The 22,631-nt window shown below is 39.2% G+C and carries 22 protein-coding genes; 18 read left to right on the top strand and 4 right to left on the bottom strand.

Translation table 11 applies throughout. From position 1 onward, the window contains the following. Positions 1-26 precede the first annotated feature (26 nt). From JOD18_RS04360 to metK, 3 genes are all read left to right on the top strand, one after another. Complete coding sequence (locus tag JOD18_RS04360; RefSeq protein ID WP_204667725.1) at positions 27-551, top strand: hypothetical protein; 525 nt, start codon at positions 27-29, stop codon at positions 549-551. 260 nt (positions 552-811) lie between these two features. Continuing rightward, on the top strand, positions 812-1,297 hold the full coding sequence (gene ytkD, locus JOD18_RS04355; protein ID WP_204667724.1) for an RNA deprotection pyrophosphohydrolase: 486 nt from the start codon (positions 812-814) through the stop codon (positions 1,295-1,297). 265 nt (positions 1,298-1,562) lie between these two features. After that, positions 1,563-2,762, top strand: coding sequence for a methionine adenosyltransferase (gene metK, locus JOD18_RS04350; protein WP_204667723.1), 1,200 nt, complete (start codon positions 1,563-1,565; stop codon positions 2,760-2,762). Between the two features lie 128 nt (positions 2,763-2,890). Here metK and JOD18_RS04345 read toward each other — a convergent pair whose 3' ends face one another. Then, positions 2,891-3,412 carry a gamma carbonic anhydrase gene (locus tag JOD18_RS04345; RefSeq protein WP_204667722.1) on the bottom strand — a complete coding sequence of 174 codons (522 nt, stop codon included), beginning with the start codon at positions 3,410-3,412 and terminating at the stop codon, positions 2,891-2,893. 241 nt (positions 3,413-3,653) lie between these two features. Between JOD18_RS04345 and JOD18_RS04340 the strand changes: the two genes are divergently transcribed. Then, a complete protein-coding gene (locus JOD18_RS04340; protein WP_338029485.1) occupies positions 3,654-4,724 on the top strand; it encodes a tetraprenyl-beta-curcumene synthase family protein in 1,071 nt (356 codons plus the stop codon). A gap of 98 nt (positions 4,725-4,822) precedes the next feature. Here the strand turns inward: JOD18_RS04340 and mnmM are convergent, their stop codons facing one another. Further along, on the bottom strand, positions 4,823-5,377 hold the full coding sequence (mnmM, locus tag JOD18_RS04335; RefSeq protein ID WP_204667721.1) for a tRNA 5-(aminomethyl)-2-thiouridylate-methyltransferase MnmM: 555 nt from the start codon (positions 5,375-5,377) through the stop codon (positions 4,823-4,825). Between the two features lie 431 nt (positions 5,378-5,808). Between mnmM and JOD18_RS04330 the strand changes: the two genes are divergently transcribed. The 13 genes from JOD18_RS04330 (at position 5,809) to JOD18_RS04270 (ending at position 18,180) form a co-directional block, all read left to right on the top strand. Then, entirely contained in the window at positions 5,809-6,090 is a 282-nt protein-coding gene (locus JOD18_RS04330; protein WP_204667720.1) for a DUF2524 family protein, read from the top strand. A 64-nt stretch (positions 6,091-6,154) separates the two neighbouring features. After that, the gene (locus JOD18_RS04325) at positions 6,155-6,883 is read left to right on the top strand and encodes a hypothetical protein (RefSeq protein WP_204667719.1); all 729 of its coding nucleotides are present in this window, start codon (positions 6,155-6,157) and stop codon (positions 6,881-6,883) included. A gap of 3 nt (positions 6,884-6,886) precedes the next feature. Then, positions 6,887-7,249 carry a GntR family transcriptional regulator gene (locus JOD18_RS04320; protein WP_204667718.1) on the top strand — a complete coding sequence of 121 codons (363 nt, stop codon included), beginning with the start codon at positions 6,887-6,889 and terminating at the stop codon, positions 7,247-7,249. Beyond that, entirely contained in the window at positions 7,246-7,908 is a 663-nt protein-coding gene (locus tag JOD18_RS04315) for an ATP-binding cassette domain-containing protein (protein ID WP_204667717.1), read from the top strand. The genes JOD18_RS04320 and JOD18_RS04315 overlap by 4 nt, the downstream gene beginning before the upstream one ends. A gap of 597 nt (positions 7,909-8,505) precedes the next feature. After that, complete coding sequence (gene codB, locus JOD18_RS04310; protein WP_204667716.1) at positions 8,506-9,762, top strand: cytosine permease; 1,257 nt, start codon at positions 8,506-8,508, stop codon at positions 9,760-9,762. Continuing rightward, the gene (gene codA, locus JOD18_RS04305; RefSeq protein WP_204667715.1) at positions 9,763-11,019 is read left to right on the top strand and encodes a cytosine deaminase; all 1,257 of its coding nucleotides are present in this window, start codon (positions 9,763-9,765) and stop codon (positions 11,017-11,019) included. It begins immediately after the preceding gene. A 167-nt stretch (positions 11,020-11,186) separates the two neighbouring features. After that, complete coding sequence (locus JOD18_RS04300; RefSeq protein ID WP_204667714.1) at positions 11,187-11,819, top strand: TetR/AcrR family transcriptional regulator; 633 nt, start codon at positions 11,187-11,189, stop codon at positions 11,817-11,819. Between the two features lie 10 nt (positions 11,820-11,829). After that, positions 11,830-14,145, top strand: coding sequence for an ABC transporter permease (locus tag JOD18_RS04295; RefSeq protein ID WP_204667713.1), 2,316 nt, complete (start codon positions 11,830-11,832; stop codon positions 14,143-14,145). Positions 14,146-14,148: 3 nt separating this feature from the next. After that, on the top strand, positions 14,149-14,907 hold the full coding sequence (locus JOD18_RS04290; RefSeq protein WP_204667712.1) for an ABC transporter ATP-binding protein: 759 nt from the start codon (positions 14,149-14,151) through the stop codon (positions 14,905-14,907). A 176-nt stretch (positions 14,908-15,083) separates the two neighbouring features. Further along, positions 15,084-15,272: a hypothetical protein gene (locus JOD18_RS04285; RefSeq protein WP_204667711.1), complete on the top strand. Its 189-nt coding sequence runs from the start codon at positions 15,084-15,086 to the stop codon at positions 15,270-15,272. Then, positions 15,272-16,186: an ABC transporter ATP-binding protein gene (locus JOD18_RS04280; protein WP_204667710.1), complete on the top strand. Its 915-nt coding sequence runs from the start codon at positions 15,272-15,274 to the stop codon at positions 16,184-16,186. Before JOD18_RS04285 ends, JOD18_RS04280 begins: the two co-directional genes overlap by 1 nt. A gap of 6 nt (positions 16,187-16,192) precedes the next feature. Continuing rightward, a complete protein-coding gene (locus JOD18_RS04275) occupies positions 16,193-17,029 on the top strand; it encodes an ABC transporter permease (protein WP_204667709.1) in 837 nt (278 codons plus the stop codon). A 371-nt stretch (positions 17,030-17,400) separates the two neighbouring features. Then, positions 17,401-18,180, top strand: a complete 780-nt coding sequence (locus JOD18_RS04270; protein WP_204667708.1) for a hypothetical protein — start codon at positions 17,401-17,403, stop codon at positions 18,178-18,180. Between the two features lie 314 nt (positions 18,181-18,494). On the opposite strand, the gene JOD18_RS04265 is transcribed toward JOD18_RS04270, so the two are convergent. Further along, entirely contained in the window at positions 18,495-18,839 is a 345-nt protein-coding gene (locus tag JOD18_RS04265; RefSeq protein ID WP_204667707.1) for an RpnC/YadD family protein, read from the bottom strand. A gap of 456 nt (positions 18,840-19,295) precedes the next feature. Here JOD18_RS04265 and JOD18_RS04260 point away from each other — a divergent pair, with 456 nt between their 5' ends. After that, on the top strand, positions 19,296-21,005 hold the full coding sequence (locus JOD18_RS04260; protein WP_204667706.1) for an energy-coupling factor transporter transmembrane component T family protein: 1,710 nt from the start codon (positions 19,296-19,298) through the stop codon (positions 21,003-21,005). A 132-nt stretch (positions 21,006-21,137) separates the two neighbouring features. On the opposite strand, the gene JOD18_RS04255 is transcribed toward JOD18_RS04260, so the two are convergent. Next, positions 21,138-22,376, bottom strand: a complete 1,239-nt coding sequence (locus JOD18_RS04255) for an MFS transporter (protein ID WP_239587920.1) — start codon at positions 22,374-22,376, stop codon at positions 21,138-21,140. Positions 22,377-22,631 lie beyond the last annotated feature (255 nt).

Raw genomic sequence — 22,631 nt, 5'->3', positions numbered from 1 at the left:
TAGAAGGATAAAGAGGAGGGGACCACATGAAGAAAACCATCACCATGTTAACCAGTGCACTTCTGCTAATGTTTATGGTGTTTATGCTCAGTTCTTACGAGTTGCAATCACCTAAACAAGAAGGATTAGTCCAAGCAGGAGAGACGGAAGCAGCCCATCATGAAATCCCAGAATTATCTGATCAGGAAATAGTGCATTTGACAGATACCTTTATGGACTTATTGGTTCAAGAGGTAGATGAGCAGTATAAAGTGAAGGATGTAGGTACTAAGGTAGAATTGATGGCACAATTTGAGCCATATGTTTTATCAGATGTAGTTGAGCCATTTATAGATTTTTACTATACAGAGCAAGAAGATGGACTTTATATCTTACCGACGGAAACACCGCCATGGTTTGTTAAAGATCAGCCATATGAAACAAAGGTAGAAGACGAGCAGGTGAAACTTATTCAACATAATCAAAGCCCCTTACATGGGGAATATACCCTGCAATTAACCTTTCAATTCGTCGATGGAGCTTGGAAGATAGCTGATATTATCGTGGAATAGGAAAGGATAGACCTTAATTTGTTGGCATGATTGCTGAGTTTAATTAGCATATGTGAAGAGGTGGAGACTTCCGTTAAAAGTGGAGTCTCTTTTCATTTTATTTGCTAAAGTATACTTTGATCTGGTACGGATTTTTTGTACTGTATATAGTTAACTTCCGTTATTAAGTCATGAGACGGTAAGGCATTTGCTGTTCAAAATTGCTAAATAACGATAGTAAACATTCGCAATAAATGATAGAAAAAGGTACTATAAGATATATGAAGACTTTCTATGATTTTTATAACAATAAAGTACAGCTATCTTTTGGAGGCCAAGCCTTTGAATCCGATCCGAAACATGTGTGGGTAATTTGCCGTTTGGACGGTCAATGGTTGTTAACGAAACATAAGGATCGCGGCTTAGAATTCCCAGGCGGTAAAGTAGAGCCAGGCGAAACACCACAACAAGCGGCCATTAGGGAGGTAAAGGAAGAAACAGGTGGCTTAGTCAAGGATATACGGCTTATTGGTCAATACTATGTAGCAGGAAAAAGAGATCAGCTTGCTAAGAATATTTATTATGCGGTAATCGATCGCCTAGAAGCACAAAACACTTATTATGAGACAGAAGGGCCTGTCTTGCTCCAATCTTTACCTGCTGACCTGAAAAAAAATAACCAATATAGTTTTATTATGAAAGATGATGTGCTGCCTTATAGTTTAGCGTATATTAGCAGGCTAGACCATAATCATAAGCGTCCATAAGCTTCTGTCTGTTTGAGGCAGAAGCTTATGGACGTTGGATATCTTCCTAAAATATTGCCAAGCAAAGCATGTCAAAAGTTGTAAAGAATAGTTGGAAAATTGTTCAAGTCCCCGTTTCTGCTGTTTTTATGTAATGTTTCGTGCATTTTTCGCCGAAACGGTGTATAGTGGAAGAGATGATTTTTATTAGACAGACCTAATCAGTAAAGCAGACTTTTACATAAAGAAAGTTTTAGTGAACATTTATAGGGAGGATGCAAGAAAGATGGCGAAAAATAGACGTTTATTTACTTCAGAATCCGTAACAGAAGGACATCCAGATAAAATATGTGACCAGATTTCTGATTCTATCTTGGATGAAATACTTAAAAACGACCCAAATGCACGTGTTGCCTGTGAAACGACAGTGACAACAGGTCTGGTACTTGTTTCAGGAGAGATATCTACTTCTACCTATGTGGACATACCTAAGATTGTACGAGATACAATTAAAGATATCGGTTATACACGAGCAAAATATGGTTTTGATGCAGAAACATGTGGTGTACTAACTGCCATCGATGAACAGTCTGCTGATATTGCTGGGGGGGTAGATGAAGCATTAGAAGCTCGGGAAGGTCAAATGACAGATAATGAGATTGAGGCGATTGGTGCCGGTGATCAAGGTCTGATGTTTGGTTTTGCTAATAATGAAACACCTGAATTAATGCCGCTGCCCATCAGTTTAGCCCATCGCTTGGCAAAGCGTTTAAGTGATGTAAGAAAAGATCATACCTTAGCTTATTTGCGTCCAGATGGTAAGACACAGGTAACAGTGGAGTATGATGATAATAACCAGCCGTTGCGTATTGATACGATTGTTATTTCCACGCAACATCATCAAGACGTGACATTAGAACAGATCCAACAAGATATGAAAGAGCACGTGATTCAGCCGGTCGTTCCTGTTGAGTTGCTTGATGATGAAACGAAATATTTTATCAATCCAACAGGCCGCTTTGTCATTGGAGGCCCTCAAGGAGATGCAGGCTTAACCGGACGTAAGATTATTGTGGATACCTATGGCGGCTATGCCCGACATGGTGGCGGTGCTTTCAGTGGTAAGGACGCAACGAAGGTAGACCGTTCTGCGGCCTATGCCGCCCGTTATGTGGCGAAGAATATTGTAGCAGCAGGACTGGCGGAGACATGTGAGGTTCAGTTAGCCTATGCAATCGGTGTGGCACAGCCAGTTTCTATTTCGGTAAATACATTTGGGACAAGTGATTATTCGGAAGAAGAGTTGGTTACTGCTGTTCGTGATAATTTTGATTTGCGTCCAGCCGGTATTATTAAAATGCTAGATTTAAGAAGACCTATTTATCGCAAAACAGCTGCCTATGGTCACTTCGGCCGAACAGATGGCGATTTCCCATGGGAGAAAACAGATAAAATAGATGTGTTAAAAACAGCTTTAAAAAAATAAGTTAGTGTAAAACCCTTGTCAGTTCTACTTTGTTGAACTGCAAGGGTTTTTGTGAAAATGATTTAGAAAACTCTTAGTAGTGCTAGCTTAAAAGCCAGAAGGTCAAGCAGATATAGTTCTCTTACTTGCTATCCATCTGCTTGGGTTATTTCTTTATACACCTTTCCTTTTTCTACATAGTCTGCATTAATCCGCTGCATTTCTTCGATATCTTTTTCTGTTAAGTTGCGGACCACTTTAGCTGGACTGCCCAGTGCCAATGTATTCGGAGGTATCTTTTTTCCGGGAGGGACAAGACTTCCTGCTCCAATAAAAGCCCCTTCGCCAATTTCTGCGCCATCCAAAATAATCGAACCCATGCCAATTAACGCACGTTCCCGGATAGTGGCAGAATGCAGAGTAACCTGATGACCAATCGTTACATGATCTTCAATAATAAGTGGCAGATCTGGGCTTTGATGTAATAAGGATAAATCTTGAATATTGGTATATTTGCCGATACGTGTAGGTGCAACATCTCCACGGATAACTGCCTTAAACCAGACACTGCTGTTTGCGCCAATTTCCACATCTCCAGTGATCACTGCATCCGGTGAAATAAATGCCGAATCATCTATAACAGGGCTTTTTTCTTTATAAGTATAGATCATATATGGTAACCTCCTATTATCAGTATATAATTATATGATATCATATATAGAGGTTGTTCAAAAATTTCGATAAAAATGACACATCGAATTTCTGTGTTGGCTTGCTTTTTCGCTACTCACGTATGAAAAGCATACGCTCCGTGGCTCAAAGCTGCGCTGCCTTAAACTTCTCGGTCCTTTTTACCGAACTTTTTGAACACGAATATAGAGAGATAATCATGAGAAAAGTGAGGGAACCAATGTGTCAACAAATGTTCCAGTAAGCGCTCCTTTATTAATGAAAGATGTATACAAGAAGATATTTCCGGAAGTAAATAATCAACTAAATTATTGGCGTGAACGGGCTAGTCAGATTCCAAATGAGGAGTTACGGACACAAGCGTTAGCCAGTATTAAAGATAAGAAATTCCACTGTCAAGGCGGCAGTGTCTATAGTTTCCTGGCTGGAGAGCAATGGCAAGAAGCAATTCGATTTATCATTGCTTATCAAACAATTAGCGATTATCTCGATAATTTATGTGATCGTAGTACCTCTCTCGATCCACTAGATTTTCGTATGCTGCATCAGTCGATGGAGGATGCGTTGACTCCTGAGAACCCTATCCAGACCTATTACCAGTACCGTACCGAGCAGGAAGACGCTGATTATTTACAAGACTTAGTCAAAACGTGTCAAAGTGTGCTCCGTACGATTGAGCAGCACTCCATTTTTCAGCCATATTTGTTAGAACTAGAACGTATGTATAGTGATTTACAAGTACATAAACATGTGGAGCACAGCCAGCGCATCCCACGCTTGGAGAATTGGTTTGAACAGCACCGTGATAAATGGCCAATGCTGACATGGTATGAGTTTGCAGCTTGTACGGGTTCTACCTTAGGCATTTTCTGTCTGGTCTCCTATGGTTTAAATAATCAAATGACAAAAAAACTGGCAGAGCAAATTTTCTCCAGCTATTTTCCTTTTCTGCAAGGACTGCACATTATGCTGGATTATTTTATTGATCAGCAAGAGGATGAGGAAGAGGGCGACTTGAATTTCTGCAATTATTACGCTAATCAACAGAAATTAGAAGATCGGTTGATTTATTTTGTGGAACAAACCAATCAGCAAATTCAGCAACTGCCGGATCGATCCTTTCATGAAATGGTGCAGAATGGCTTGGTCGGCTTGTATTTGGCAGATCCCAAAGTCAAGAAAATGAAGGACGTTCAGCCAATTGTCAAGAAATTAATACAAGTGAGCGGTCGCAAGTCACAATTTTTCCATTGGAATATCCGTGTGTATAATCGACTTGTTGGTAAAGGATAAGCCTAGGTTGTGAGGAACCTAGGCATTTTTCTATTATGAGATATTCGACGAGTGGCTAGTAAGACCAGCCGAGTGACCTGTAAAATGCTTCGAGTGGCCTAAATTTTTTCAATTGCTATAATAAATGGCGGCAGATTGATTTGGTTGATAAATTGATACTGCAGTACTTGGAACTGTTTCTGATCTAAGCTCTGGCAATATGCCAGTACTTGTTCTTTCTCCTCTGTTCCCCCTGGATGGCCGTGATAAATCACTAAAACGACACGTCCGTTTTTTCTTAAGGATTGCAGCAACGTGCTGAGTGCGGTAATGGTAGTGTCCGGCACAGTGATAATACTGTGATCAGCTTTTGGTAAATAGCCTAAATTGAAAATGGCAGCTGCAATAGGTTGATCCTGTATATATTGATCGATATGTTCATGGCCATCATGGATAAGTTCCACATGGCGAATACCTTTGTCTGTTAACTTCCTGCGTGTGTTAATAATGGCTTGATCTTGAATATCGAAGGCATACACTTGTCCTGTGGCTGTTACTAGTTCAGCGAGCTTTAAGGTGTCGTGACCATTTCCGCAAGTGGCATCAATAACGGTATCGCCAGGTTGAATAATTTCTGTCAGCAGCTGGTGTGAATAGTGGATAATTGAATGCATATGATAAGCTCCTTTAAATTGGGATGATGCTTTAAGAGGTTGTTCAAAAAGTCCAACAAAAATGCCGTAGCGAATTTCTACGTTGGCAGTTGAGGAGCAGCTACTAAGCTCACTCACATCGTGTGGGTAACGCAGAAGTCAACACTTCCTGTGTAAGCCCGCTACTCACGAATTAAATGGCATACGTCCGTTCCTTGAAAAAGAAGACCGCTTTTTCGGCGTGCAAGATCGTTTGCTCAAAGTTGCACCGCCTTGAACTTTCGACGTACAGGATGTACTAGTATCGGTGTTGCAACACGATGTTGCGAACTTAACCGATGATGGCCTTTTTTGCCGAACTTTTTGAACACGCATTTTAAGTGTAGCAAATCTTAATGAAATTGTGTATGGAATAGGCCCTGTCTTCTCACACTATAACAGAGGTGAGGATAATGACAACAAGAGAATCAATAGAAGAACTCTTAACAAAAGGTCAACAAATTTTGGAGCAAGTGGATCAGCAATTAGAACAATCGAATCGAAATGACTTTGAGATGAATCAAGAATATACCGAAGCTCACATGGAATTGGAGGCCTTCTCTCAGAAACTTAACCGTGTGATGCAGAGTGCAAATCCACAGCAATTAGAACAACTGCAGCGTTTTCAATTTATCGTTCAAACCAAGTTAAATGACCTAATATTGGATCGAGTCGATATCGATCAATATCAATAAGCTAGACATTTGCTTTGTATCAGTGTACTATATAGGTAGTACACTAATGCGTTGAGGTGAGTTTATGTCTGTTTATCAAGGGTTATGGAGAAAGGAAATACTTATGATGCGGGGATTTCATATATTAATGAGCATAGCCGGTGTCGTCTTAGTTGGTACCGTGTTGCTTAATCAAGATGGTCATTCAGGAGTAGAAACAGCGCTAGAGCTTTCTGCATTAAGCTTTGTTCTTATGCCTGCCACAGTGCTTTTCAGTTTGAATATGGAGAAACATCAATTGTCGCTGTTTTTATTTGTGAAACGGAATTTGCCGAAACAAGTCCTGATTAAATTTTTTCATGGATGGATCTTGTTTACAATTTACTTTCTATTTATCGCAGTCTTAACACTTGTTTTTTATCTAATAGGCCAAGTCGGAGATACGATTCCAGATATTCTGCAAGGTTTAGCGACGGCGTACATATACCTATTCTTTATTTCTGTTATGGGGACTGTCGCTGTTTTTCTAGCTTGGGTGCTATACCAATTATTAAGAAAAAGATTTAATTTTTTTCTTAGTTTGATCTTGATTTATTTCTTTTTTGTTGCTCTAGTAAGTTTGGTTCAAGTTGTGCTAAGGCAAATTTCATGGATGGATTCCTGGTCGATGGTGCCTGTCCGGTTGAACAAATCTCTTTCCATGTTTTGGGTGAATGATCAGATATCGATGATAGCAGTTATTATTTTTCTGATTATCTTGGTATTTTTTTATCAATTGTCATTGTTTTTGCTTAAATACAAGGTGGAGGTATAGGTAATGCCTCCACAATTTCAACAAAATAAACCGATTTACCTGCAGGTGATGGATCAGCTCATTCAAGAAATTGTCAGCCGGCAAAGGAAACCAGGAGAGAAATTGCCATCGGTTCGAGAATTGGCGATAGCGACCTCGGTGAACCCAAATACAATTCAACGTGTTTACCGTGAACTAGAACAACGGCACATTACGGAAACCAAGCGAGGACAAGGGACATTTGTTACGGAAGACCGAGCACTGATCACTACAATAAGGGAAGAACTAAAGCAACAATATGTCAATGATTTTGTCCATGATATGGAGGCACTAGGCTTTAGCAAACAAGAAATTATCGCTAGTATTCAGGAAGGGGAAACCAAATGATAGATGTAAAGAATATTAGTATAAAAAAAAGACTTCGGAACTGTTCTTTTACAGTGGAACGTGGAAAGATTGCTGCAATTATTGGAGAAAATGGAAGTGGTAAGACAACAGTATTAGAAGCAATTGCCGGTGTGTTAAGCCCCGACCGTGGCAGCATAGAACTGCCTCATGATAGAAGTGAACTGATTTCTTACTGCCCTGAACAAGCCTATTTTTATCATTATTTTTCAGTAGAAGCGTTATTTGACTTTTATCAATCACAGTTCCATGATTTTAATCGGGGGAAGGCAGAGGCATTAGCAGATTTTTTTCAATTAGACCGACAGGAAAAAATGGCCTATCTTTCTAAAGGACAGGTCAATCGTGCCAAAATAGCAGTAACACTTGCAAGGGATTGTCCTTATCTAGTCTTAGATGAACCGCTTGCAGGACTGGATCCAATCGTAAAACAAAAGATTGTCCAAGGAATTATTCACTTTATTGATCTTGAGCAGCAATCCTTATTGATTACGACACATGAACTGCTAGAGATAGAAACGATCTTGGATGAGGTAATCGTGATGAGGGATGGTCATGTGATTGCACAGGAAGAAGTGGAGACCATTCGTGAAGGGATGCCAGTACAAGAATGGTTGCAGCAACTGTATGAAACGGTGTAACTGTAGAATAATGTCTTATTCTTGTTATTGTTAGGCTTTGGTGTGAGATAAAAGTGTTTCATTTTATAGAAATAACATATTATTGACAAATCTCGACTAGCCTGAGATAATATTTTTAATTTGATATTGGTACCTTTAATTCAGTCCCGTGAGGCTGACAAGGACAGCGTAACGTAAGTAGATAGCGATTGGCGTCTATTTATTGAGGGCTTCTTGTCGGTTGGGCAGGGAGTTTTTTTATGTCATAAAAGAGGTTGTTCAAAAAGTCCAATAAAAATGACACAGCGAATTTCTGCGCTGGCTTGCTTTTCCACTACTCACGTACTAAAAGCATACGTTCCGTTCCTTGGAAAAGAAAGTCACTTTTCCGGCGTGCGAGAACGTCACCTTGAAAAAGAAGGTCGCTTTTTCTTCGTGCAAGAACGTCTGCTCAAAGGCTGCGCCGCCTTGAACTTTCGACGCACACGACGTGCTAGTATCGGTGTTGCAACACGATGTAGTGAACTTAACCGATGATGGTTCTTTTTATCGAAATTTTTGAACATGCACTAAAACAGCCCGACCTGGTACCAGTACCTGACAAGGAGGAGTTTATAGATGGATAAAGAGTTTGCATTAGAGGCAGTGCCTCAGACCAACAGACGTGGATTTTGGAAGATGTTTATACTGATGGTGGGGTTTACCTTTTTCTCGGCAAGTATGTTATCGGGTGGAGAGCTAGGGTTGGGATTAAGCATGTCTGAGTTTATAGTGATTGTATTGATAGGAAACCTTATTTTAGGGCTGTATACCTCAGGTTTAGCTTTTATAGCCTCCAAGACAGGTTTATCGACACATTTGTTAGCCCGATATGCCTTTGGTGAAAAGGGGTCTTATTTAGTATCTTTCTTATTAGGGGCAACTCAGGTAGGATGGTTTGGTGTAGGGATTGCTATGTTTGCAGTCCCTGTTCATAAAGTGACTGGAATAGACATGCTGCCATTGATTATTGTCGCTGGTATGGCGATGACAACTTCGGCCTTTATCGGAATGAAGGCATTGACATTCTTAAGTTTTATTGCGGTTCCCTCTATTGCTATCTTAGGAAGCGTCTCTGTAGGAATTGCTATTGATGACCTGGGTGGCCTTCGCGAATTATTTGCTTACCAGCCAGACGCGTCTCTGGGATTGGCAACAGCGTTAACGATATGTATTGGTTCCTTTGCCAGCGGCGGAACTTTGACACCGGACTTTACGCGATTTGCGAAAACAAAAACAATCGCTGTTGTGACGACATTGGTTGCCTTTTTCTTAGGGAATTCACTGATGTTCTTATTCGGTGCAGTTGGGGCTGTTTCAACTGGACTAGGAGATATTTCTGAAGTGATGTTTGTGCAAGGAATTATTGTCCCTGCCGTGATTGTGTTAGGATTAAACATATGGACAACAAACGATAATGCGTTATATGCTTCAGGGCTTGGCTTTTCCAATATTACTAAGTTCGATAAACGGAAAGTTGTTATCTTTAACGGTATAATCGGGACTGTTTTTGCGATGTGGTTATATAATAATTTCGTTGGCTGGTTAACCTTGTTAGGGTCAGCATTACCTCCAATAGGTGCAATCCTGCTGGCGGATTTCTTTATCTTGCATAAAGCAAAATATCCAGTCTTTGAGCAGATGAAATTTAAAATGATTCGCTGGTCTGCTATTATTGCTTGGGCAGGGGGATTTGCAGCAGCAGAATTTTTGCCTGGTATTCCGCCATTAAATGGTATGATTGCGGGAGCGTTATTGCATACAGGTATTTCCTTTGTAACCGTGAAACTAATGTCGGCGAAAGAAAAAATTAATTTAGGAAAAGAGGTTTCATAAGTGATTTTTCAAAATGCAGCATTACCAAAAAAAGAGGGCTTGTGGAACATCCATATCGAAGATGGTTGTTTTACAAAGATCGAACCAGCAAAACAAGAGAAAGGTGCGATTGATTTAAAGGGAAAATTAATCAGTGCGCCATTTATTGAACCGCATGTACACCTTGATTCGGTCTTAACGGCAGGGGAGCCGAAGTGGAATGAAAGTGGGACTTTATTTGAAGGTATTTCCACTTGGGTGGAGCGGAAAAAATCGTTATCGATAGAAGATGTAAAATCCAGGGCAACAAAGGCATTGAAATGGCAGATTGCCCAAGGGATTCAGCATGTGCGTACTCATGTCGATGTTTGTGATCCATCTTTAACGGCATTGAAGGCCTTACTGGAAGTGAAGGAAGAGTTAAAAGACTATGTAGACCTGCAGCTAGTGGCGTTTCCACAAGAAGGGTATCTATCTTATCCAAATGGAACAGAGCTGGTAGAAGAAGCCCTGCAGCTAGGTGCTGATGTCGTTGGCGGTATTCCTCATTTTGAATTTACCCGTGAATATGGTGTCGAGTCGATGAAGATCGCTTTTGATTTGGCAGAGAAATATGACCGTTTAATCGATATTCATTGTGATGAAATTGATGATGAACAGTCACGTTTTGTAGAAGTAGTAGCAGCCGAAGCTTATAAACGTGATTTAGGCAGCAAAGTTACAGCAAGCCATACAACAGCTATGCACTCGTATAACAGTGCGTATGTCTCCAAGTTAATGAAACTGTTAGGGCTGGCTGATATTAATTTTATTGCTAATCCACTGGTTAATATCCATTTACAAGGCCGATTTGATGATTATCCTAAGCGCCGCGGTATGACACGGGTGAAAGAACTGACAGAAGCAGGTCTGAATGTCAGCTTTGGTCATGACGATATCTTTGACCCTTGGTATCCGCTTGGGACAGGTAATATGTTACAGGTTTTACATATGGGAATCCATATTGCCCATTTAACAGGATACAATCAAATCATTCAGTCGTTCGATTTTATTACGAAAAATAGTGCCGTTGTCTTGGATATTCAAGAGCAATATGGTATAGAGGTTGGTAAACCAGCTAACTTTATTGTTCTGAATGCTGGAAATGTCTATGATGCGATCCGTAAACAGGCCGAAGTGATTGCCTCTTATCGTAAAGGTGTTAAGATTGCGGAAACGAAACCAAAAGAAACGACTGTATTTCTTAATACAGCAGAGCCGATTGATTTTGAAAGATAAAAACAAGTGAAACCGGATAAAATCAAAAGGAAACATACTTGATTTTATCCGGTTTTTATTTTTCATACTAAAATGATCTAAAAGACCTATATAATGTTGAAGGTTTTTGGATTATACTCTAATTACATAATTATATAGACAGACAGTCGGTCTAGGGGGCGATATCGATGAGAGTAGTCAAGGGAGCACAAGAAAGAAGAAATGAAATTTTAGATGTAGCGGAAGCATTATTTAATGAACAGGGCTATGATGACACAAGTACGAAGGACATTTTGAAAAAGGTTGGAATTGCTAGAGGCACCTTATATTATCATTTTGAAAGCAAAGAGGCAATTATGGATGGAATTATCAAGCGCTATAACGAAAAAATGATTGATTGGACACAAGCAATTGCTGCTAATAAGGAAATACCTGTTATCGAACGATTTTTTATGGCGATTACTTCACTAAATATGAGTGGATCTGTCTCTGAAGAACTAATGACACATATTCATAAACCGCAAAATGCCCTGATGCACCAGAAGATCCAGAAGCTGTTATTTACCGAAATTACACCGATTTTTGCAAAGATTATCGAAGATGGACTAGAAGAAGGTATTTTTCAAACTGATTATCCTTACGAAAGTGTGGAGATGTTGCTGGTGTATGCTGCTACTATTTTTGATGAGGCGACAATTGAATTAACGCAAGCGGAGCAGTTACAACGAATGATGGCTTTTGCCAGTAATGCAGAAAGACTGTTTGGAACAGAACAAGGGGTGATTAGTCAACAGTTGATGAAAATTCTAGCAAAAGAATAGAGGAAAAGATATGTATTTGCGCATGATACGTAATGACCTATTAAGGAATAAGCTGATTAGTTTTACGACGATGTTATTCATTACTGCTGCGACAGCACTTGTAAGTTTAGTATCCATTTTAACCATTAATCTCGTCGGCTCGATCGATACATTAACAAAGCAGACGCAAGTGCCGGATTTCTTACAAATGCACAGCGGTGATCTAGATCAAGAGCGACTGGAAAATTTTGCAGCAGGACATGAGAATGTAAAAGCTTATCAAGTGCTGGATTTTTTAAATATTATTGGATCAAAGATTCAATTAGGTGACAATAATCTGATCGATAATATTCAAGACAATGGCTTTACCACACAAAGTCCATATTTTGATTACCTGATTGACATGGACGGTCAGCCTATCCAACCAGCAGTAGGTGAATTGTATGTGCCGATCGGTTATCTGAAAGACGGAACAGCCCAGATTGGAGAACAAGCAATCATTGCCGGGAAAGAGTTTATCATTGCAGGTTTCCTTAGAGATGGACAAATGAATTCCCCTTTAGCTTCGTCAAAACGTTTTTTGGTAAACGAAAAGGATTATCAAGAATTACAGTCTGAAGGAACGCTTGAATATTTGATTGAATTTCAGCTGAAAGATAGATCCAGAATCAATCAATTTGAAACAGCATATGCAGCTGAGGGTTTAGAAACCAACGGTCCGACATTAACCAGCTCTTTGTTTAAAATCATTAATGGACTGTCTGATGGGATTATGATTGCGATAATCCTGTTGGTGGGATTTCTCATAGTAATCATTGCTTTTATGTGTATTCGATTTACCCTATTAACCAAAATAGAAGAGGACTACCGAGAAATTGGAACAATGAAGGCAATTGGTTTACGATTAGCCGATATCAAAAAAATTTATCTAGCCAAATATGCAGCAGTTGCTTTGGCAGGTTGTTTGAGCGGTTTAATGCTGTCTTTTATTTTCAGTGACCCGTTATTAGCGAATATTCGGCTCTATATGGGAGAAAGTCAATATGCCAGCTGGAGTATGCTGCTTGCTATCTTTGGAAGTATAGTAGTTTTTCTGTTAGTTATTGGCTACATTCATTTCTTGTTAAGACGATTTCGAACCATCTCTGCGGCTTCAGCTCTCCGCAATGGCAGCCCAGGAGAAAAAAGCAGCCGAAAAAAATATCCTTTTCTCAGTAAAAATAGACTCCTACCTATTAATATATTTTTAGGAGTAAAGGATGTCCTTTCCCGGAAAAAGCTATATGCAACGATGCTTATTGTGCTGTTGCTGTCCTGTTTTATTATGATTGTACCGTGGAACACGTATCAGACTGTGTCCTCCCCATCGTTTACAAAATATCTTGGATTTGGAGAATTGGACTTGATGGTCAGTATGTATCCATCCGATGAACTTACGGAAAACGAACGGCAAGTCGACGATTTTCTAAATAAGGACGCGACGATCGCTCAGGTTGTCCAAATTACCTCTAAATCGCTTAAAGCAAAGAAAGAAGACGGCTCTGAAGAAAAAATACTAGTTGAACTCGGAGACCACTCTGCATTTCCAATTGAATATAATACAGGAAAAGCACCAGCACAGCCTAATGAAATTGCCTTATCTTCACTGAATGCTGCCGAATTTGGAAAGCAAGTGGGCGATACAATAGAGATCATTACTGAAAACGGTTTGGAGAGCTTTATTGTTTCGGGGATTTACTCTAATATTTTTAATGGCGGCAAGACAGCCAAAGCAACTTTCACAGCGGAAAGTGCTCCAACGATGTGGCTAAATTATTATATCAAGCTTGACAATGCTGATCAGATTGCTATTAAAACTGAAGAAATATCGCAAGCTTTACCTTTTGTCAAAGTAACAGATACGCACAATCATAAGCAACAAGTATTCGGCACCACGATGGCTTCCATTAAAACAGCAGCGAATATTGCTTTGATAGTGGCTTTATTTATTACAGGACTAGTAAGTTTATTGTTTATGAAATTACTGGTAGCCAAAGATCGGTCAGCCATTGCGATATTAAAAGCAATTGGTTTTACTAATCAGGATCTATCTAAACAATATGCAGCTCGTGGCATTTTCATTTTAGTCATCGGTGTTACTGGAGGAAGTATCTTGGCAAATACCGTTGGGGAAACAATTGCAGGAATGGCTATTTCTTCTTTTGGTGTCGATGCACTAACATTTGTTAGCCACCCATTCATTTATTTGAATTTTCCGATATTAATGCTGTTTGTCACCTTATTAGCCACTAATTTGGGAACCAGTCAAGCTGGAAAAATAAAGATTGCAGAAAATGTAAAGGAGTAAATTATGAAAAAAATAATTGATGGTCAACGAATTCATAAATCTTTTACTGCTGAAAAAGAATCAATCAAGGTTTTACGAGATGTATCTGTCACCATTTATGAGGGAGAGTTTATTGCTGTTATGGGGCCTTCTGGATCAGGAAAATCAACTTTACTCTACACCCTAAGCGGTATGGATACAGTTGACAGCGGAAAGGTAGCATTTATCCATCATAACCTTACTGAATGTGGAGAAGCAGAACTCGCGGATATTCGCCGGCAGCAAATGGGGTTTGTCTTTCAACAGCCCGCTTTTTTAAAAAATTTAACGATCATAGATAATATTATACTTCCTTCGATGCGGGACAACCGAAAACAGGTAAAAGCATTAACAAATAAGGCACAGCAGTTATTGGAACGAACAGGGATCGGTGACTTGGCCGATCGAATGACGCATCAAGTTTCCGGCGGACAACTGCAAAGAGCGGGTATTTGCCGTGCATTAATCAATGAACCGAAAATCATCTTTGGTGATGAACCTACAGGTGCTTTAAATTCAAAGTCTGCCCAAGAAATTATGGATCAATTCCTTCAGACTAATCAAGAAGGTACTACGATTATGCTGGTCACACATGATGCGAAGGTAGCAGCTCAAAGTGAACGCGTGTTATTTATGAAAGATGGGCAAATCGTTGATGAATTGCAACTAGGCAAGTTGTCTAATCAAGCTATAGAGAACCGAACGGAAAGAGTGACGAAAAAAATGCTTCAGGTAGAAATGTAGCTTTTTTCAGTAGAACGAGATTTTGTGAAAAAGGATTTGGTTGGTAATGGGATAGCCTATTCTCTAAACTTACAAATAAATTAGATATCTTATTTCCAATCGTCTTAAATAGACCGGCAGTCAGTCTATTTAAGTTGAGAGGTTGATTTAAAACTTATGGTAAAGGAGAAACAAAAATGAATAATGGGAAACTAGTTGAAAAAATATCAGCAAACACTGGGGTTCATCCCAATGATTGTGCAAAGGTACTGGCTGGCTTGGAGGAAGTTTTAGAAGAGGAGTTAGCAAATTCCTCAAGTGCAGGAAATGCATTGGATAAAATTTATAAGTTGATCTCTTATTTTAACAAAAGGAGAGGTTCATAATGTCTCCAATAATTGCAGTAAAGAATTTCACCAAAAAATATCGGGAATTCCATGCAGTTGATAATGTTTCTTTTGAGGTAGAAAGAGGCAGCATTTTTGCCTTCTTAGGTCCTAATGGAGCGGGAAAAAGTACAACTATCAACACACTTTGTACGATACTTGAAAAGACTTCAGGCTCGTTAATGATTGATGGAAAAGAAATTGATCAGCATAAAGACTATATTCGCAGTGTGATAGGTGTCGTCTTTCAGGAGCAGACTCTTGACGTTAAAATGACGGTAGAAGAAAATTTAAAAATGCATTGTCACTTTTATCGTGTACCTAAGTCCGTTATGAACGAGAGAATTGATTTTGTGCTCCATTTAGTTGACTTAACCAAATGGAGAAAGGCAATGACAAATAGCTTATCGGGTGGAATGAAGCGTCGTGTGGAAATAGCCCGCAGTTTGCTGCATTTGCCGAAAGTGTTGTTTTTGGATGAACCGACTACAGGTTTAGATCCACAAACAAGGGCAAATATATGGGACTATCTTGTTAAATTACAAAAAGAGAAAGATATAACGATATTTTTGACGACACATTATATGGATGAAGCTGAGATTAGCAATAGAGTGGCGATAATGGATTATGGCAAAATCATTGCTTTCGATCATCCAGAAGCATTAAAAAAACAGTATACTTGTGATAAAGCAGTCATTGCTAGTTCAGATCCAAAGCAATTAAGTGAGTTACTTGAGAAGTATGCTGTGACGTATACCAAAGAGAAGCAGCGTTTTTGTCTAGAGATGAATGACTTATCTAAATTGACAAGAATTGTTAGTGAGCATCAATTATCGATGATAGATCTGGAGATTCGTAAAGGGACGTTAAATGATGTTTTTCTCGAAATCACTGGCAAGGAGATAAGGGAGTGAAGTTACATGCGGATTATATCAGCATTATGCATGAGAAATATCAAGTTATTTCTAAGAAATCGAGTGCAGTTAATTTTAGTTTTAATCGTGCCTTTCTTTTATTTATATTTGTTAAGCACCATTTTTAAGAGTACCGCCATTTCTGATCCAATCAGCTATGTATTAGCAGGGATTATTATCATTGTTGTATTTCAGACATCATTGAATATAGCCACGTCAACGATTGATGATATAGTATCGGGGTATATGAAGGAAGTGCTTGTAAGTCCAGCAAAAAGAGTGCAAATAGTCATTGGTCAAATTTTATCCTCGACAATTATTGCTACGTTTCAAGGAATACTTATTTTGATAGTAGGCTACTTTATCGGATTGAGGTATGATTCCGTATTGACGCCATTAGCTGTTGTAGCAACCATGATATTTGTTGGTCTTGTATTTTCGGCTTTTGGTTTGTTTTTAGCGATGTCCGTTAAAAATTCACAAACTTTTCAGATCACATCTGTCGCATTTACAACGCCGATTACATTCCTGTGCGGAGTGTATGTACCACTTAGCCTGTTACCCATTGGTTTGCAATATATCGCTTTTCTGAATCCGATGACATATGCCGCTTCCTTTTTCAGAGCATTGACTCTGGAAAAATTATCACAGCCTGTAAATGATTTAGTCTCTGATCAACTGGCATTTAAGATAAGTAACATCATCATCACGCCGCAAATTAGTTTTTTCGTCGTGTTATTGTTCGGGCTCTTATTCTTAGTTCTTTCCACAGTTACCTTTACAAAAGTAGACTTTGCAAGAATTAATCGAACCCAAACAAATAAAGATATTTATGATCAGTAGGGAGTATGGATGCGCCTGTGTTTCGCAAGAAGCTTCAAATCCATAGGTCGCTCCTGATAAACGAGAGAGCCAATTCTATCTATTTGGGAGTATAGGATTAAGCTTGGTAAGGTCTCTTCATCATTAGCCTCAGCTGTTCTCTGTTTGGTTAAGTTTTTGAAGAGAAATCAGGTATAGCTAATTGTTGATATATTAGTATTCGAAGATATTCACGAAATCCTATCGTCAGATTATTTTGTGTTGGATAATGACTGCAGCAAACTAAGCTATCATTATTTTTGGCATCAAAGGACTTTAATATGGTAAGCTAGTAGTGTTTGTGTAATAGAGACCGAAAAACTACAGGCTGGTAATTGAAAGGGGAATGAAGGATGCTGTTTTGGGGGATTATTCCTTTACCTGTAATTTTTATGATCTTTTCGGCTTACCTTATTGCCCTGTTATGGGGACAGCGCGGTCCGCGAAGGTATCGGCGAGATCGCTTTTTCACAATGAAAGGCAAGGATTTTCAAGCAGAAAGTGAAGAATCGCTGGAAGCAGGCCAGCTGTTAGATGAGGGAGTTCTCAAAGTGAGTAATCGATCAGAATTACAAGCGAATGAAGCAGTTTGGAAACGGAGGGATATACAATTCCGTTATTCTCCACGGTTTTATATACATGGGGAAATGTGGTCTTATTACGTAAGTCAGACTGTCCAGCAGAGCCGCAGTATGGTCGATTATGCCAGAATCATTAAACTGCTTGGAGCCATGAGTCTGGACCTTTCTCCAAATATATTCCAACGGATTCTGAGACAAGTCAATATGCTAGTCTGGCTAGCCTTATACGTTACTGCCTTTGTGATGGTCTACACTGCAATCGAAACACAGCCATATGGACGACCTAACTTAGGTACGCCGTGGGAACAGCTTAATACGGGTACCATCGTGCTCTTTTGCTATATGATATTTCGTTTTGGAGCGGAGACGATCCAATATTTGATGCAAATTCATCGTTCGAAGCGAATGATCAAGGACTTGGCTTTTTTTCAATCGGAAAGAACGGTGGATTTGATCCATAAATACTTACATCGTCAATTTTTTAATTACATAGTTAGTTATCTATTAGTTATTTTTGTATTCTTCATCCTTACAGCCATGACAATAATGTAGGCGGACAGTATCATACAAAACCTCGATTAAATCCTCATCAAACCAGGTGGGGATTATTTTGTACGTTATAACGTAAAATGGTAATTTTCTTGCGTCAATAATGGCAGGCTATTTTTAACGACTTGTACCTTTTCCTTTTCTGAGTATCCCATTTTACTAAGGAGGGCAGCTGCAACAGGATTATTCGATTGAATGTAGTTACGCCAATCAATTCTGTTTACGCAAATGAAGGGTCATATAGAGGTTGTTCAAAAAGCCTAATAAAAAGGACACGTCGAATTTCTGCGTTGGCTTGCTTCTCCGTTGCTCACGTATTAAAACATACGCTCCGCTACTCCAAGCTGCACCGCCTTGAACTTCTTGGTCCTTTTCATCGGACTTTTTGAACATGTACATATAATGGAAGTTAACACATGGTGGAATGGGAATGCCATCGTATATTCATCTCGTTCCCAGTTCTCCTGGTAACTAAAAATGGCGATAGGCACAATCGGTTTTCTATACTTATTATACAACATGTTGAAATACAGAAACATCCGTTCATGAAAATGTGTCTGCTGGGAGCTTTGTGGTTCAACATGGATAATAATAACGGCCTCTTTTCCCTTTAGCTTTGTTTCCAACACCATATCCAATCGACGCACATTTCCTTCATTCAAATCGGTAAACACTTCTTCTGAAAGTGGCTTAATCTATATAAAATCTAGGTAAGTGTGAACGACATGGGAAAATTCCTCCAGAAATTCTTCGAAAAACGTATGGATTAATTCTTTGAATAGTTGATCGTGGCTGGAGTAAGTTTTGGGTGTTTCACGAACTATCGATAATACGGCCATTTTAGCACGCCCTTTGTGGATTTATCAGAGGATATACAGTGGTGAAATTTATGAACAATTTAAAGGAACGAGCATTTGTGTTGCGGGAGTTTTCTTTTTATAGATGCCGTTTTGCAGATAATTCTTTTGTACTTTTTTCAAGGGGAATTTTCGTTTAAAGAGCTTACAGATGGTCTGACAACAGCGGTCATGTTAACGAATTATGGAAGTGATGAAACAAAATGAATCCTTTTTGCTTATTCACCCGTAAACAAGATAACAGTAGGGAGGAAGAAATGAATGGGAGTCTTACTAGCAACCTTAATAAGTTTTATTTTATATCTTTTGTGTGTGATAGTGATAATGACGGTATCGTCATTACGGCCAAAGCGGGTATTGAATTTCGCACTATGGCTATTCGTTTTTGGTTTTATCATTATGGTAATGATCAATTATTTTGTTATGCCAACGATTACTGTTCCAAATATGTTAATGATTAATTTAATCGTGGCAATTATTCTTGTTCCTGTATTGATATTTTTGCTGCAGCCCAATAAATTAATAGAGAAAAAAGTGCTGACACCACTTGCAGGTATCTATGTATTAGGTTTACTAACCTTTATCGTGGTTATTGTTGCCGGCTTTGCAGTATTAGGCTCGTCACAAAAAACAATTAAAGTCAGTGAAGAAGCGGAAGCAGAACCGTTATCAAAAGATGAAACACCGATCACAGTGGCACCTGAATTTGCACGCAATAAGATTCAAAAGGCGATGAGTGTTGTGCCGAATCCTCAGTTTTATGATTTAGGTAAATTGCAAGTACAACAAGTGGATAATGAGATTGTGTATGTGGCACCTGTTGAATTTGCTGATTTCTGGAAATTTATTCGCGGAAATGAGACAGCTGGTTATTTTATGATTTCTGCCACTGATGTCAATGCCCAGCCGAGTTTTGAAGAAGAGGCCATGAAGTATACCAACTCCAGCTACTTTCATAAGTATGTACAGCGTGTCATTTATAATAAATATCCGCAGTATATACAAAGCGGAGAAGCACAAATTGAGGTCGATGATAACGGCAAGCCATGGTATGTGCAAACCATCTATAGGCCGATGCACATTACCAACAAGCCGAACCTGAAGAAACTGAAGGTAGTAGTGATTGACCCTGTAACTGGTGAGATGAATGCCTACAAGACCGATGAAGCTCCGGCTTTTATTGAAGGTTCGATCAGTTCTGAAATGGCTACCTTGACCAATAATTATTACGGCAAGTATATTCATGGCTGGTTAAACAGTATTTTCGGTAAAAGGGATGTCAAGTTACCAAACCAATCGGGCTCAGAATCAGGTGTTACCCCGATGTTTGATGAAAATGGTGATATGTATTACTTTACCGACATGACCTCACCGAAGAAAAATATCGATTCGGCATTAGGTTATACACTAGTCAACGCCCGTACAGGTGAGCTTACTTATTACGGTGGGGAGAAAAACAACGGTATTATGGACAGTGAAGGGGCGAAACAAATCGTTAATAAAGAGTTTCCTGAGAAAAAATGGGAAGGCTATATGCCAGTATTATACAATATTGATGGGAACCCGACATGGGTGGTGAATGTATTAGATCCAAACGGACTGCACAAACAATATGCCTATATTAAGGCGAATGATTCCGATTTTGCAGTGTTTGGTGATACAGCCAATGCCACATTAGATGCTTATCGGATGGCCTTGCTGCAAGATCCTGGTAATAGTCAAGCTACTGGTGATACTATAACCGAAACAATCGAAGGTATGGTTAATCGTGTGTTGGTTCATTCGACAGAACAAGGACAAATCGTCCAGTTTTTACTAGAAGATGATTCCGTCATCTATACAGTTAATGCCAGCAAAGCTCCGTTAGCCATCTTCCTTGAACAAGGAGACACTATTCAGGCAGAAGCACAAGTGTTAGATAATGGCACAGCTACGGTAGAAACCATAGAAATTGATGGATTAACGGATTAGCAACAAGCATGGCGTAACAGCCATGCTTGTTTACTGATGCTAGAAATAGTGATAGCTGTCTTTTTTATTAAGTATAAACCAAACCAATCGTGAAAAGATATGACTTTAGTTGCGTGGATAAATCGGCTTTGGTTATATCGTGACTTTGTCGTTTTTTCTCAATCTCCGATGTATCTCAAACGTACTGATTGCACATAGGAGAGCAGTAAACCCAATAAAGAAATAGCCTGCCTGCATACCGATTTGACTGCTTTCCTCTACAGTAGCCCCAAAGGAGAATGCTGTGACTAGTTCAATGATATAGCCGATTAATAGATTAGAGATGATACCGCCCACTCCGATCATAACGACAACAAAGGTAATTGCAGCATCAGTTCCTGAACGGTACTGTTTGGCGATTAAGGCCATCATTGTTGGATAGATTGGCCCAACACCAAATCCAGCAATAGCGAATAAGACCGCAGTCTTGTCTCCCATAAATATCGGAAATAGGCTTAGTACCCCCGCAACAAGGGAAAAGATAATAATCGAAGGCGCATAACCAATTCGATCGGTTAAAGGACCCAACACTAATCTGGAAATCATAAACATAAAAAAGAATAATGATAACAAACCAGAGGCGTCTGCCAGTGACCATTCATTAACCCTTACTAAATAGTTTACCAGCCAGGCAGCAATTCCTAACTCTACAGTCACTCCCATGGTTAAGGCAAAAACAATCAGCCAAGCAATCGGGTCTTTCGTCAATTTCTTAAATGAGGTTCTTTCTTCTGTCTCAGAACCTTGCTCTTTGGGAAATTTACTTAAGAGTACAGGGATAATCGGCAACAGTGATAGACTCATCATAATCAAATACATCCCGCGCCAGCCAAGTATGGTGGAGGATATCTCCCATCCCATCAAATGAGCAGCGGCAATCGGCGCTACAGTAGAACCGACCCCAAAGAAAAAGTGTGATAAGTTCAACATTGTACCAGTGTTTTTTGTGAATAATCTGGCAGCCAAAATAGCTAAACCGATTTCAAGCATACCATTACCTATGTATAGCAAAAAGTATGCGATTACTAGTGAAGTAAAATTACTTGAAAAGTAAATAAACACACCAGATAAAGCCATTAAAGCAAAGGTCAAGACATTCGTTGTTTTTGCACCTATCTTGGCAATTAACCAGGACGTATAGGTACAAGCGAGGAAAAAGCCAAATGAATTAATCGCAAGCAATATCCCCAATGTTCCATCAGTCAGTGCAAGTTCATTTTGCATGTCAGGCAGTGCAGGTCCTTTGATATTCTCAGAAATTCCAAAAATAAAAAAACCGCCAAAAATAACAATTAATAATAGTATGTAGTTCACTTTTCCTTGTTCCTTCATCAACACTGGGCTCCTATTCATCTAATTTTTAATAGCATACTATACCATACAAAAACTTGCTAGCTTTTATGACAAATTTCGCGTAATATAAAGTGAGACTTCCATTTGTGAGTGTATTTCTCACAGATGGTTAGCGAAACTTATCAGGAAGCAAGGCACATATAAAAAGTACACTCCATGCTTGAATAAATCGAAAAGCCATGAAGGAGAAAGCTTCCCCAAGAGAGCGGTCGTGATAAAGTGAGACTTCCATTT

This window comes from Gracilibacillus alcaliphilus (assembly GCF_016909015.1).
In the GTDB taxonomy this organism is placed as follows: domain Bacteria; phylum Bacillota; class Bacilli; order Bacillales; family Amphibacillaceae; genus Gracilibacillus; species Gracilibacillus alcaliphilus.
The sequence above is the reverse complement of the archived record's forward strand: the minus strand, read 5'-3'. Positions and strand labels throughout refer to the sequence as shown.

Coding starts and splice junctions, on each gene's coding strand:
- JOD18_RS04360 (WP_204667725.1), top strand. CDS start 27: ATGAAGAAAACCATCACCATGTTAACCAGTGCACTTCTGCTAATGTTT.
- ytkD (WP_204667724.1), top strand. CDS start 812: ATGAAGACTTTCTATGATTTTTATAACAATAAAGTACAGCTATCTTTT.
- metK (WP_204667723.1), top strand. CDS start 1,563: ATGGCGAAAAATAGACGTTTATTTACTTCAGAATCCGTAACAGAAGGA.
- JOD18_RS04345 (WP_204667722.1), bottom strand. CDS start 3,412: ATGATCTATACTTATAAAGAAAAAAGCCCTGTTATAGATGATTCGGCA.
- mnmM (WP_204667721.1), bottom strand. CDS start 5,377: ATGCATTCAATTATCCACTATTCACACCAGCTGCTGACAGAAATTATT.
- JOD18_RS04330 (WP_204667720.1), top strand. CDS start 5,809: ATGACAACAAGAGAATCAATAGAAGAACTCTTAACAAAAGGTCAACAA.
- JOD18_RS04325 (WP_204667719.1), top strand. CDS start 6,155: ATGTCTGTTTATCAAGGGTTATGGAGAAAGGAAATACTTATGATGCGG.
- JOD18_RS04320 (WP_204667718.1), top strand. CDS start 6,887: ATGCCTCCACAATTTCAACAAAATAAACCGATTTACCTGCAGGTGATG.
- JOD18_RS04315 (WP_204667717.1), top strand. CDS start 7,246: ATGATAGATGTAAAGAATATTAGTATAAAAAAAAGACTTCGGAACTGT.
- codB (WP_204667716.1), top strand. CDS start 8,506: ATGGATAAAGAGTTTGCATTAGAGGCAGTGCCTCAGACCAACAGACGT.
- JOD18_RS04300 (WP_204667714.1), top strand. CDS start 11,187: ATGAGAGTAGTCAAGGGAGCACAAGAAAGAAGAAATGAAATTTTAGAT.
- JOD18_RS04295 (WP_204667713.1), top strand. CDS start 11,830: ATGTATTTGCGCATGATACGTAATGACCTATTAAGGAATAAGCTGATT.
- JOD18_RS04290 (WP_204667712.1), top strand. CDS start 14,149: ATGAAAAAAATAATTGATGGTCAACGAATTCATAAATCTTTTACTGCT.
- JOD18_RS04285 (WP_204667711.1), top strand. CDS start 15,084: ATGAATAATGGGAAACTAGTTGAAAAAATATCAGCAAACACTGGGGTT.
- JOD18_RS04280 (WP_204667710.1), top strand. CDS start 15,272: ATGTCTCCAATAATTGCAGTAAAGAATTTCACCAAAAAATATCGGGAA.
- JOD18_RS04275 (WP_204667709.1), top strand. CDS start 16,193: ATGCGGATTATATCAGCATTATGCATGAGAAATATCAAGTTATTTCTA.
- JOD18_RS04270 (WP_204667708.1), top strand. CDS start 17,401: ATGCTGTTTTGGGGGATTATTCCTTTACCTGTAATTTTTATGATCTTT.
- JOD18_RS04260 (WP_204667706.1), top strand. CDS start 19,296: ATGGGAGTCTTACTAGCAACCTTAATAAGTTTTATTTTATATCTTTTG.
- JOD18_RS04255 (WP_239587920.1), bottom strand. CDS start 22,376: ATGAAGGAACAAGGAAAAGTGAACTACATACTATTATTAATTGTTATT.